The sequence below is a fragment of the Acetanaerobacterium sp. MSJ-12 genome (assembly GCF_018917875.1).
Lineage (GTDB): Bacteria > Bacillota > Clostridia > Oscillospirales > Ruminococcaceae > Bittarella > Bittarella massiliensis.
In genome coordinates, this window is sequence record NZ_JAHLPK010000006.1 from 196,893 (window position 1) to 209,357 (window position 12,465).

At 64.2% G+C, this 12,465-nt stretch carries 8 protein-coding genes; 5 read left to right on the forward strand and 3 right to left on the reverse strand.

Annotation, left to right across the window (positions count from 1 at the left end; genetic code table 11):
• The first annotated feature begins 106 nt into the window (after positions 1–106).
• Positions 107–733 (forward strand): flavodoxin family protein, encoded by a 627-nt coding sequence (locus KQI11_RS08745; RefSeq protein ID WP_021661203.1) that lies wholly within the window; start codon positions 107–109, stop codon positions 731–733.
• A gap of 63 nt (positions 734–796) precedes the next feature.
• Here the strand turns inward: KQI11_RS08745 and KQI11_RS08750 are convergent, their stop codons facing one another.
• Together KQI11_RS08750 and KQI11_RS08755 are read right to left on the reverse strand one after the other, a co-directional pair.
• The gene (locus KQI11_RS08750) at positions 797–2,035 is read right to left on the reverse strand and encodes an MFS transporter (RefSeq protein WP_216401843.1); all 1,239 of its coding nucleotides are present in this window, start codon (positions 2,033–2,035) and stop codon (positions 797–799) included.
• Between the two features lie 125 nt (positions 2,036–2,160).
• Positions 2,161–2,829 carry a TetR/AcrR family transcriptional regulator gene (locus KQI11_RS08755; protein ID WP_216401844.1) on the reverse strand — a complete coding sequence of 223 codons (669 nt, stop codon included), beginning with the start codon at positions 2,827–2,829 and terminating at the stop codon, positions 2,161–2,163.
• Positions 2,830–3,992: 1,163 nt separating this feature from the next.
• On the opposite strand from KQI11_RS08755, the gene KQI11_RS08760 reads away from it, so the two are divergent.
• The 3 genes from KQI11_RS08760 (at position 3,993) to groL (ending at position 9,073) form a co-directional block, all read left to right on the forward strand.
• Positions 3,993–6,653, forward strand: coding sequence for a calcium-translocating P-type ATPase, PMCA-type (locus KQI11_RS08760; RefSeq protein WP_286172655.1), 2,661 nt, complete (start codon positions 3,993–3,995; stop codon positions 6,651–6,653).
• Between the two features lie 439 nt (positions 6,654–7,092).
• Positions 7,093–7,377 (forward strand): co-chaperone GroES, encoded by a 285-nt coding sequence (locus KQI11_RS08765; protein WP_059004920.1) that lies wholly within the window; start codon positions 7,093–7,095, stop codon positions 7,375–7,377.
• Positions 7,378–7,444: 67 nt separating this feature from the next.
• Positions 7,445–9,073, forward strand: a complete 1,629-nt coding sequence (gene groL / locus KQI11_RS08770; RefSeq protein WP_021661210.1) for a chaperonin GroEL — start codon at positions 7,445–7,447, stop codon at positions 9,071–9,073.
• 631 nt (positions 9,074–9,704) lie between these two features.
• Here groL and KQI11_RS08775 read toward each other — a convergent pair.
• On the reverse strand, positions 9,705–10,709 hold the full coding sequence (locus KQI11_RS08775) for an RNA polymerase sigma factor (RefSeq protein ID WP_216401845.1): 1,005 nt from the start codon (positions 10,707–10,709) through the stop codon (positions 9,705–9,707).
• 167 nt (positions 10,710–10,876) lie between these two features.
• Between KQI11_RS08775 and KQI11_RS08780 the strand changes: the two genes are divergently transcribed.
• Positions 10,877–12,465, forward strand: a 1,589-nt coding sequence (locus tag KQI11_RS08780; RefSeq protein ID WP_216401846.1) for a hypothetical protein, incomplete at its 3' end; no start/stop codon positions are given.

The following is a 12,465-nucleotide window of genomic DNA, read 5'->3' on the forward strand; positions in this document are numbered from 1 at the left end:
TTTGGAAAAAAGAGGGCGGCCGTGCTATACTAAAGCACAGAGAGACGTGAGGACAGGCGGCCCGCCCCGGGCGGGGCCGCCCACAGTGAGAAGGGAGAGCAGCCTGATGAGAGTTTTGCTGGTCAACGGGAGTTCCAATAAAAACGGGTGCACCTTTACCGCCCTGTCGGAGGTGGCCGCCGCCCTGGAAGAGGAGCAGGTGGAGACCGAGATCTTGCAGCTGGGGGCCGACCCGGTGCGCGACTGCATCGGCTGTGGCGGCTGCCGGAAGATGGAGCGCCGCTGTGTCTTTGACAGCGACGTGGTCAACCGGCTCATCGAAAAGGCCGAGGGGGCCGACGGCTTTGTCTTTGGCACCCCGGTCTACTACGCCCACCCCAGCGGGCGGATCCTTTCGGTGCTGGACCGGGCCTTTTACGCCGGCAGCGCCGCCTTCGCCTACAAGCCGGGGGCGGCCGTGGCCTCGGCCCGCCGGGCGGGGACCACCGCCTCGCTGGACGCGCTCAACAAGTATTTCACCATCGCCAAGATGCCGGTGGTCTCCTCCCAGTACTGGAACATGGTGCACGGCAACACCCCGGAGGAGGTCCGCCAGGACCTGGAGGGGCTGCAGATCATGCGCACCCTGGGCCGGAACATGGCCTGGCTGCTGCGCTGCATCGAGGCGGGGAAGGCCGCGGGCGTCAACCCGCCGGCCCCCGAAGCGCCGCTGCGCACCAACTTCATCCGCTAGGTACTAAACCGGCGAGAAGGCACACCCGAGAGGGTGTGCCTTCTTTTTTGTGCGCAGGGCGGCCTAGGCGTCGGCAAAGATGCGGCGGGAGAGGAGGGAGAGCCCGGCGGAGAGGATGGCCGCCGCCAGGAGGATGACCCCGCCCCCGGCGGGGAACTGCTCGAAGAGGGCGCCGTAGATGGCCTGCCCCAGGGGCTGGGCGCACATGGAGAGGGCGATCATCAGGGCGATGACCTTGCCCACCAGCTGGGGCGGGGTCTCCAGTTGAACGGCGGCCATCATCTGCACGCTGAAGACGGTGGCCAGGGCCATGATGAAGAAGCTGAAGGCGGTGATGAGCCAGAAGCCGGCGGCGGGGGAGAGACCCAGCAACAGCGGCAGGGCCAGCCCCCCGGCAAAGGCGCTGCAGAGGAGGAGCAGCCGGGGGGAGTGGCGCAGGGTGAGGCGGCTGCCCGCCGCGGCGACAAAGAGCCCGCCGCAGAGCCCGCCCAGGGCCCCGATGCCCTGAAAGAGCCCCAGCATCCGGTCGCTCATCCCCAGGGTGTCCACCACGACCACCGGCAGGCCCACCGTCATCACCGAGGTCATCACCAGGTTGATGGCGGCCACCAGCAGGATGACCTTGGCCAGAAGAGGCTTTTCCCGGCGGATGTAGCGGGTGCTGTCGCGCAGATCGGCGCGGACGATCGACAGGGCCCCCGGCCCCTTTTCCCGGGGGGCGAAGGGGATGCGGATAAAGAGCTCCATCACCGCCGAGGCAAAAAAGCAGGCGGCGCTGATCTCCAGGATGGGGAAGATGCCGAAGGCGCCGAAGAGCATTCCCCCCACGATGGGGCCCAGCAGCCCCGAGAGGGAGGAGATCTGGTTGATGACCGCCCCGCCCCGCAGGACTTGCTCCCCCTCCACCAGGGCGGGGATGCTGGCCTGCACGGCGGGCTGGTAGGTGCCGCTGATGCCGTAGAGGAGCATCAGCGCCACCAGGACGAGGGGGACCAGGGGCAGCCGCCCCAGCCCCAGGTAGACCGAGACCACCAGCAGGGCGGTGAAAAAGTCCAGCGCCACCATGATGTTGCGCTTGTTGACCCGGTCGGCCAGCACCCCGCCGAGAAAGGAGAGGGCGATCATCGGCAGGAAGGAGCAGGCGCTCACCAGCCCGAAGAGGGCCGCCGAACCGGTTTGGCGCAGCAGGTAGAGGGGGAGGGCGAAGCGGAGGATGGCGTTGCCGAAGAGGGAGACGATCTGGCCGATCGCCACCAGGGTGAAATCGTGGCGGAAGAGTTTGGCTTTGGTCGTGGTGTTCATGGATACCTCCTGATTTGTAAATATAGATACCGACCGACGGTATGTATATTGTCAAAAAAGAGCTGCTCCGCAGGGGGAGCAGTTTTTTGACAGGTCGGCGGGGGAACGAGGGGACAGGGCGGGCACTAGGGGCGGTCCTCTTCGCCGGAGAGGTGCCGGGCGGTGTGGCGAAAGAAGGTCGCCTCCATCTCGTCGTCGATGATGTCCAATCCCACCCCCTCAAAGAGGCGGCGGAGCACCTGGGCGCGGTTTTGCATCTCCTCCCCGGTGGCGGGGACGAAAAAGGGGTTGGCCCAGAGGTTGAGCAGCAGCGAGATGGCCTGGGCCAGCTCTTTGGGGTGGATGGCCCGGGGCAGCGAGCCATCGCGCAGCCCCTCCTCGATGACCGGCTGCACGTAGTGGGGGGCCACAGTGGAGATGACCTCGTCGAACTGGGTGCGCAGAAAGCGGGGGTCGAGCACCGTCTGCGCCACCATCGAGACAAAGTCGTGGTCGTTCTGGTTTTGGCAGGCCGTCTCGAGCATGGCCTTGAGCTTTTCCCGGCCGTTTCGCCCCGGGTCGTCGCGGATGGCGGCGTAGAGGGCGGTGTTTTCCTCCCCCAGCTGGCGGCAGACGGCGTCAAAGATGTCCTCTTTGGAGCCAAAGTGGTGGTAGATGGCCCCCTTGGAGAGCCCGCCCAGCTGGTCGACGATGTCCTGGATCGAGGTGTTTTCATACCCCTTTTGGGCAAACAGCCGCCGGGCCACCGCGAGGATCTTCTCCACTGTCTCCTCCGGGTGCTTGTTCCTCGCCATCCCTCTCACCTCACATACATACCGTTGGTATCTATCCTACAGCAGATGCCCCGCCCCGTCAAGGGGGCGGGACTGCTTTTTGCAATTTTGTCGCAGCCACCCCCCGCCGGCGGCCGCTGTGCGCCACAGTCCAGGAGCGGGGTCAACTGGTGGCGAAGGCCCCTCAGAGCTTTGCCTTCGACCGAGGCCCAAGGGGCTCGGCTGCCTGCGCGCCCGGCCAAGGGCAGCTGCAAAATGGCAGTCCTGACCTCCGGTGAAGGCGGGAGGGCAACCTCCGATCCTTTGGGTCCCTGTCCCCAGCCGGGGGTGGGCTGTCGGCGCGTCGCCACCGCCTCCATGGCGGTGTGGTCCGGCGGCTGGCGCTTTGGCGTGCCCATCGTGTGCCGGGCCCCGACAAGCAGGGCTCAATCAGTGGCAGAGATTCTCCCGATGAGCGTCCCCCACTGTCTTGCCGTATGTCGAGTTCCAGCGAGGAGGACCCGTTTGGTGACAGAGGCCCTTTCGATGAGCGCCCTTCGCCGCCCCACCGCGCGCTGGGGCCTGTCGAGCAGGGCCCGCCTAGTAGCAAAATCCCTCCAGGCGAGCGTTCACCTGCCGCCCCACCGCGCGCCGGATCCCGTCAAGCAAGGCCTGTCTATTGATAGAGGTCCTCCCGATGAGCGTCCCCCACCATCCTGCCCTATGCCGAGTTCCAGCGAGCAGGATCCGCCTTAGTAGCAGAACCCCTCTAGGTGAGCGTCTCGCCACCGCCCCGCCCTGTGCCGGACCCCAGCGAGCAGGGCTCGACCAGTGGTAGAGGTCCTCCTGGTGAGCGTCCCTCTGCTGCCTCGCCGTGTGCTGGGCCCCCGTCAAGCAGGGCCCGCCTGGTGGCGGGGGCCCCCAGCAACCTCCCTCTTGGCGTGCGGCCAAAGCCGGCAGGGGGACAGGCGACGCGGCCCGCCTGCTGCCCCCCCTTCCGCCGTCGGAGGGGCGCTTGTCGGGGAGTGCCGAGCGCGGCACCCCAATTTCTCCCCCTTTTCCGCGCTACAGGCCGGCTCATCCCGATACAGGGGGACAGGCCTGGAGCGGACGAGCATATTCCCCGCCCCGGGCTGCATAGAGTGGAGAGAAGGGACAAGTCCCGTCCCCAAAAATGCAGGAATGTTCACAGGGAGGAATGCGACATGACTTCTATGGCGCCATCGCTCTACTACCGCCGGGGGCTCAACCCGATCCAGGTGGAGCAGGCCCGCCAGCGATACGGCTCCAACGCCCTCACCCAGGGGGAGCGCAGCGGGTTTTTCAAGCAGTTCCTGGCCAGCTTCGGCGACCCCATCATCAAGGTGCTGCTCTGCGCGCTGGCCATCAACATCGTCTTTTTGTTCCGCGACTTCGACTGGTTCGAGACGGTGGGGATCGCGGTGGCCATCTTTTTGGCCACCTTTGTCTCCACCCTCAGCGAGTACGGCAGCGAGTCGGCCTTCATCAAGCTGCAACAGGACGCGGCCAGCATCCAGTGCCGGGTCCGCCGGGCGGGGATGGCCGCCTCGGTCCCCATCGACGAGGTGGTGGTGGGGGACGTGGTGCTGCTGCAGGCGGGGGAGCGGGTGCCCGCCGACGGGGTGATGGTGGAGGGCAGTCTCCACCTGGACCAGTCCGCCCTCAACGGCGAGAGCGCCGAGGTGGAGAAAAAGCCCGCCGCTGGAGAGGCGGGAAAGGCCGACCTGGCCGCTCCCAACTGGCTCTTTCGGGGGAGCGTGGTCTGCTCGGGCGAGGGGGCCATGGAGGTGCTGGCCGTGGGGGACAAGACCTTCTATGGCGGCATGGCCCGGGAGATGCAGGAGGAAACCCGGGAGAGCCCCCTGCGACTGCGGCTGGGGGGGCTGGCCAAGATCCTCTCCCGGCTGGGCTACTGCGCCGCCGCCCTGGTGGCCGTCGCCGACCTCTTCAACGCCTTCTTCCTCTCCAACCACTTTGACCCGGCGGCCATCTCGGCCCTCTTCGCCCAGCCCTCGCTGGTGCTCGAACACATTCTGCACGCCGTGACCCTGGCCATCACCGTGGTGGTGGTGGCGGTGCCTGAGGGGCTGCCCATGATGATCACAGTGGTCCTCTCCTCCAACATGCGGCGGATGCTCAAAGACCACGTGCTGGTGCGCAAGCTGGTGGGGATCGAGACTTCCGGTAGCCTGAACATCCTCTTCACCGACAAGACCGGCACCCTCACCCGGGGACGGTTGGAGGTGACCCACTTCCTGGCCGGGGACGGCAGGGAGTACAAGACCGCCGCCACCCTGCGGGGGCAAAAGGGGCTATGGCGGCAGGTGGAGGACTGCTGCCGCTACAACAACCAGGCGGTCATCAGCCCCCAGGGCCCGCTGGGGGGCAATGCCACCGACCGGGCGCTGCTGGCCTTCGCCCTGCCCCAGAGCACCAAGGGCGAGGTGCAGGTGGCCCGGCGGGTGCCCTTTGACTCGGCCAACAAATACGCCGCCGTGACGCTGGAGGACGGGCGCACCTTCGTCAAGGGCGCGCCGGAGAAACTGCTGGAGAGCTGCACCAAGTACGTGGACGGGGAGGGGCGGGCCCGGCCCCTGGACTCCCTCAAGCTGCTCAAATTGCGCTGGAAAGAGCTGACCGCCCAGGCGGTGCGGGTGCTGGTGCTCTGCCAGAGCGCCGTCCCGGTGGGGGAGGGCGGCGGTCGCTTTTCCGACCTGACCCTCATCGGATTGGTGGGCATCCGCGACGAGGTGCGCCCCCAGGCCAAGCAAGCGGTGCGCCAGGCCCAGGCGGCGGGGGTGCAGGTGGTGATGATCACCGGCGACAACCGGGACACCGCCGCCGCCATCGCCCGGGACGTAGGCCTTCTGCGGGAGGCCGCCCCCGGCGCCATCCTCGAGAGCGGGGAGTTGGCCGCCATGAGCGACAGCCAGCTCAAAGACGCCCTGCCCGGCATCCGGGTGGTGGCCCGGGCCCTGCCCCAGGACAAGAGCCGCCTGGTCAAGGCCGCCCAGGAGCTGGGGCTGGTGGCGGGGATGACCGGCGACGGCATCAACGACGCCCCGGCCCTGAAAAAGGCCGATGTGGGCTTTGCCATGGGCAGCGGCACCGAGGTGGCCAAAGAGGCCGGAGACATCGTGATTTTGGACGACAACTTCCAGTCCATCACCCGAGCCATCCTCTACGGGCGCACCATCTTCAAGTCCATCCGCAAATTCATCGTCTTTCAGCTGACCATGAACCTCTGCGCCGTGGGGGTCTCGGTCATCGGCCCCTTCATCGGCATCGACACCCCGGTGACGGTGATGCAGATGCTCTGGATCAACATCATCATGGACACCCTGGCCGGGCTGGCCTTTGCCGGCGAGCCCCCGCTGGAAGAGTACATGGAAGAGCCCCCCAAGCGGCGGGACGAACCGGTGCTCACCCGCTCCATGGTCCACCAGATCGTCTGCATGGGGGTGTTCACCGTGAGCCTCTGTGTGGCCTTTTTGAAGGTGGATCTCTTCAAACACCTCTTCCGCATTGAACTGGGGGAGCAGTACTTCATGACCGCCTTCTTCGCCCTCTTCATCTTCACCGGCATCCTCAACAGCTTCAACGCCCGCACCCCGCGGGTCAACCTGTTTGCCAACCTGGGGGGCAACCGGGCTTTCGTGGTCATCATGGCGGCGGTGGCGGGGGTGCAGCTGCTGCTCATCTACTTTGGCGGCAGCCTCTTCCGGGTGGCGGGGCTCACCCTGCGGGAACTGGCGACGGTGCTCCTCATCTCCACCCTGGTGCTGCCGGTGGACCTGCTGCGCAAGACGGCCCTGCGCAAAAAGGGGATCATCCCCGACATTTGAGACAGCTAAAAAACAGCCTTTTTTAAGGCAATGCTCTCTGCGGCGGGCGGCGCGCCGCAGAATCGGAGAAGACAAAATCGCACTCTGTCGCAGAAAATGGCTACAAAACAGTCTCGCGGGAGAAAATTTTTCTCTCGCGGGACTGTTTTTTGTGTCGAAAGGGCAATTTGACGTGCTCAACAGGTATGGAAAGAGGTTCAAGCCCCTAAACTGAAAAGCGGGGAAGTGCTGTTTTACAGCCAAAGTCGGCCCAAAAATGCACATGGAGGGAAAAAACTGGCCTTTAAATTTGTATAAAATGTAAATTCTTTTGACTTTAACTGATTTTCCGGAAATACCCCTTGATTTTTGCGGGAAAGTGATTACAATGATATTTAGCACTCGGGTATATAGACTGCCAATCCAATGTTACAAAACTATAATATAGGAGGAATTCAGTATGACCATCAAACCCTTGGCTGACCGCGTTCTGATTAAACTGCTCGAGGCGGAAGAGAAGACCGCCAGCGGCATCATTCTCCCCGACGCCGCGAAGGAGAAACCCCAGGTGGCCGAAGTGGTGGCCGTGGGCCCCGGCGGCATGGTGGACGGCAACGAGGTCGTCATGACCTTGAAGGTGGGCGACAAGGTGATCGCCAGCAAATACGCCGGCACCGAGGTCAAGGTGGAAGGCGAGGAATTCACCCTGCTGCGGCAAAGCGACATCCTGGCCATCGTCGAGTAAGACCGGCCCAGACCGCCCGCAGACAACCGCTTACACATCACTACAACTGATAAAGGAGTAAGGCAACATGGCAAAAGAGATCAAATTCGGCGAGGAAGCCAGACAGTCCCTGCAGGCCGGCATCGATCAGCTGGCCGACACCGTCAAGGTCACCCTGGGCCCCAAGGGCCGCAACGTGGTGCTGGACAAAAAGTTCGGCTCCCCCCTCATCACCAACGACGGCGTGACCATCGCCAAGGAAATCGAGCTGGACGACCCCTTTGAGAACATGGGCGCACAGCTGGTGAAAGAGGTCGCCACCAAGACCAACGACGCCGCTGGCGACGGCACCACCACCGCCACCGTCCTGGCCCAGGCCCTGGTCCGCGAGGGGATGAAGAACGTGGCCGCCGGCGCCAACCCCATGATCATCCGCAAGGGGATGCAGAAGGCCGTCGACGCCGCGGTGGACTTCATCGTCACCAACGCCAAAGAGGTCAACGGCTCCCAGGACATCGCCCGGGTCGCCTCTGTCTCCGCCGGGGACGAGGCCGTCGGCAAGCTGATTGCCGAGACCATGGAGAAGGTCTCCGCCGACGGGGTCATCACCATCGAGGAGTCCAAGACCGCCGAGACCTACTCCGAAGTGGTCGAGGGCATGCAGTTTGACCGCGGCTACATCTCCCCCTACATGGTCACCGACACCGACAAGATGGAGGCCGTCCTCGACGACCCCTACATCCTGATTACCGACAAGAAGATTTCCAGCATCCAGGACCTGCTGCCCCTGCTGGAGCAGATCGTTCAGGCCGGCAAAAAGCTGCTGATCATCGCCGAGGACATCGAGGGCGAGGCCCTGACCACCATCCTGGTCAACAAGCTGCGCGGCACCTTCAACTGCGTGGCCGTCAAGGCCCCCGGCTTCGGCGACCGCCGCAAGGAGATGCTCCGCGACATCGCCATCCTCACCGGCGGCGAGGTCATCTCCAGCGAGCTGGGCCTGGAGCTCAAAGACACCACCGTCCTGCAGCTGGGCAACGCCAAGCAGGTGAAGGTCACCAAAGAGAACACCATCATCGTCGACGGGGCCGGCGCCAAAGAGGCCATCGACGAGCGCATCGCCCAGATCAAAAACGAGATCGCCGCCTCCACCTCCGACTTTGAGAAGGAGCACATGGAGGAGCGGCTGGGCAAACTGTCCGGCGGCGTGGCCGTCATCAAGGTGGGCGCCGCCACCGAGGTGGAGATGAAAGAGCGCAAGCTGCGCATCGAGGACGCCCTGTCCGCCACCAAGGCCGCTGTGGCCGAGGGCATTGTCGCCGGCGGCGGCACCGCCTACCTCAACGCCGTGGGCGCGGTGGCCAAGGTGGCCGCCAGCTGCACCGGCGACGAGAAGACCGGCGCCAACATCGTCCTGAAGGCCCTGGAAGAGCCGGTTCGCCAGATCGCCGCCAACGCCGGCGTCGAGGGTTCGGTCGTGGTCGACAAGATCAAGCGCTCCCGCAAGATGGGCTACGGCTACGACGCCTACAGCGACCAGTACGTCGAGATGCTGGAGAGCGGCATCGTCGACCCCACCAAGGTGACCCGCAGCGCCCTGCAGAACGCCGCTTCCGTCGCCGCCATGGTCCTGACCACCGAGAGCCTGGTCGCCGACCAGAAAGAGGAGAACCCCGCCGCCGGTATGGCCCAGCCCCCCATGGGCGGGATGATGTAAGCATCCGCGCGAAAAACTCCTTCTGAAAAACAGAGCATCACACGCAAAAGAGCCCCTGCCCGGGAGACCGGGTGGGGGCTCTTTTTTGTGCGCGGAAAAATAATTGGCAGGCAACTTTTTTCCCGTGCTTTCAGCCGCGGCTTTTTTCATGCGCGGGGGGACAGTCAGTGGGCGCAGGCCGGGTGGGTCATATCCAGGCCGAACATGGCCACCGGCGCGTCTAAATCGAAGGCGAAGTGAGCGCCCTCGGCATCCTGCCAGATGTTGAACTCGGCCCCCTTGTAAGGGCGGTCCTTAACGACGGCGCGGTTGGCCCCGCCTGTGGTGTTGATGGCGGCCGCCAGCCGGCCCCTTTTTTCGTGCTTTCAGTTGCAGCTCTTTTTTCCTGCGCGGGGAAAAATCAGCCGACAACTTTTCCCCGTGTTTTCAGCTGTGGCGCTCTTTCATGCGCAGGGGGCCGGTCAGCTAGCGACTTTTTCCTCCTTGCTTTTAATGATGTCTCTTTTTTCATGCGAGAGGGGGCGATCTGCCAGCGACTTTTTTCTCCATACCATCGACTGTGCTTTTTCGTGTGCAGGGAACGATCGGTCGGCAACTTCAACTGCGGCTTTTTTGATGCGCGGAGGGACGGTCAGGGGAGGGGTGAAACGGAGAAGGGGAGGACCGTTTCATTGCCCGACAGGTCGCGCACGGCCAACCGGTATTCGCCGTCGGACACCCTGGCGCGCACCTCTCCGCTGGCGGGGTCGGGCTTTTCCAGGGGCAGGGACTGGCCTTGGCCGCCGGTCAGGCGCAGGCTTTCCCAGTCCACCCCGCTGCCGTCGTCGCGCAGGGTGAGGCGGGCAAAGCTCCCCTCCACCTGCAAGTCCGCAAAATAGGGGGGGATTTGGTCCCCGGCCGGCGCGGCTGGCAAAACCTGCCCGACCAGCAGGACCAAGGCGCTCGACAGGGCGATACAGACAAGGGCTGCCGGCAGGGTCACCCGCCGCCGGGGCGGAGGGGGAAGCCCCGCCTGTCGGGCGCTCTCCCGCGAGGAGCGGGGCAGCGCCCACCGCAGGGCCAGACCGGCGGGGACCAGGGCAAAACTGTCCTTCAAGTAGAGGAGGAGTTTGGCCTTGGCGCTGGCCAGGGCCCGCTTGACGGTGGCCAGAGAACAGTCCAGTTCCTGCGCGATTTGGCGCAGGGGGACTTGCTGGCAGTAAAAGCGGATGACGGCGATCTTCTCCCGCTCGGGCAGCCGCTGTAGGGCCTGTGCCAGGACGATGGAAGTCTCCCGCCGGTCCAGCGCCCCCTCGCCGGGGGCGGCGTCGGGGTGGGAGGAGAGGGCTGCTCCCTCCGCCAGCGGGGCCCGCCGCTCCCGGCGGAGGATGGTCTGGCAGCAGGAGCGGGTGGCCCGGTTGAGGTAGGCCACCACCGCCTGTGGGTCGCGGATATTGGCGGCATTTTTGTAGAGGGAGGCGTAGCTGTCCTGCACCGCGTCGTCGGCCAGGTGAGGGTTTCCCAGCAGGGCCATGGCCTGGTAGTACTGCGCCTCCACCGTGGCGGCGTACAGCTTGGCAAAGGCCCCCTCGTCCCCCTGCTGGGCCTGTTCCAGCCACCGGCCCAGCTGTTTGTGGCTCACCGTCAAATCAAACACCCTCTCCTCTGCGCTCTTTCCGCAGACAGTATAGCACAGATTCGACCGATTTCGCCACCAATTTAACAGGGAAAAATTCCCTGCATTTTTGTGAGCTTTTTGCCCTCTGACCGACGCCCTATTAATGAGTTATCGTAAGTGTAAACCCAATAGAGGAGGGAAAAAACATGAAATTGATACAGAGAGAGGGGCGAAAGCCCGGGCGCCCGCAGCGAGCGGCGAGGGGCAAGCCCCTGTGGGGCCGGCTGTGCGCCCTGGTACTGGCCGCCGCCTTTGCGCTGGCCTGCATTCCTCCCGTACAGCGCACCGCCCAGGCGTCGGTGGCGACCACCGACTACGAAAAGGTATTCACCATCCGCAACACCGGCGGCGTGCCCACCTCTTACAACGGGAATGGGAACTTTACCCTTGCCCGCACAGATTCCCCACTATATTGGCGGAAAAACGCCTACGATGATCCCAGTGGAAAGACGAGCGACAGCTGGGGCGGCTTTCAGACCATCAACGCCTTGAGTTTGAACTGCGACTGGGCGGTGACTGCCACCTTTCGCAGCCCACCCCCGGTGAAAGACCCCAACAACTACTACACCAACAGCGACTTTGGCTTTGCCCTGAACAAAGACCCCGTCCCCTTTGACCAGGGCGACACCTATTGGATGTGGTACAGCCGGGGACGGGGTGTTTACAGTGCCACGGGGACAGACGCCACAAATATTGAAAACGGCACCTTTCGTACAGTTTGGATGAAAGATGGCATAGGTCAAACGCCCACCTACACAGGCGGACCTGTGGGGTCCTACAACAATGCCAGCCACCAACTGACCCTCTCTTACGACTGTCAAAAGGACGAGCTCACCATCAAGCTGGGCAGCGTCACCGGCACCCAGGGATACATTCGGCAGGCGGCCTTTCCGGGGGGAAAGGCCTATCTCTCGGTGTGGGGACAGATCGAGTGGGATTGGAATGCCCAGATCCCCAACATGCAGATCGACTGTCACTTCGACAGCTTCGGCTACCCCGATTTTGACCCCGCCATCCAGAACATCACCCTGTACAAAGACGGCACCAACCAGGTGGTGGGGGCCAACGACGTGGTCACCCCGGGCACCGTGCTGCGGGTGGAGTCGACGGTGAAAAACAAGGCCTCCGGAGCGGGCAGCCAGACCTTTGACCTGCACCTCAAAACCTCGGACGACACCCAAAACTACCCCACCCAGGGGCTGCAGTTCATTGCCGACAACAAACACCCCACCTCGGTGGGCGGGACATCGGTGACTACCTCGAAAAACGGATATACCATTGACGGGCAGTACGGCATCCCCATCACCATGGTGGGGAACACCGAATACAAGGTGATTTATTATGTCAAAGTGACCGAGAGCAGCGGCCAGGCGGTAAAGCTGGGCCAGATGTTGGAGGACGACGTCCTCGCCAACCGCGACTACGTCGGAGCAACCCTCCTCAACGAGCGGCCCCTGGAGCCGCTGGACCCGGACGACCCCGCCGCGAACACCCAGGCCCCCGGCAGCGACTACCACTACACCCGGCTGCCCAAAGCCAATGAAAACGGCTGGAACAGAGACGACGTGACGGTGCAGTTCTTCGCCGGGGACTTCGACCAGTTCACCATCACCCCCCAGACCGGCTCCGCTGTCACCCTGGCGGACCGGGAGAGCCAGCTCTATGACCAGGAGCAGATCTACAGCCCCACCACCTACCAGGCCAAGGACACCAGCACCGGCGCCGTCTCCACCAA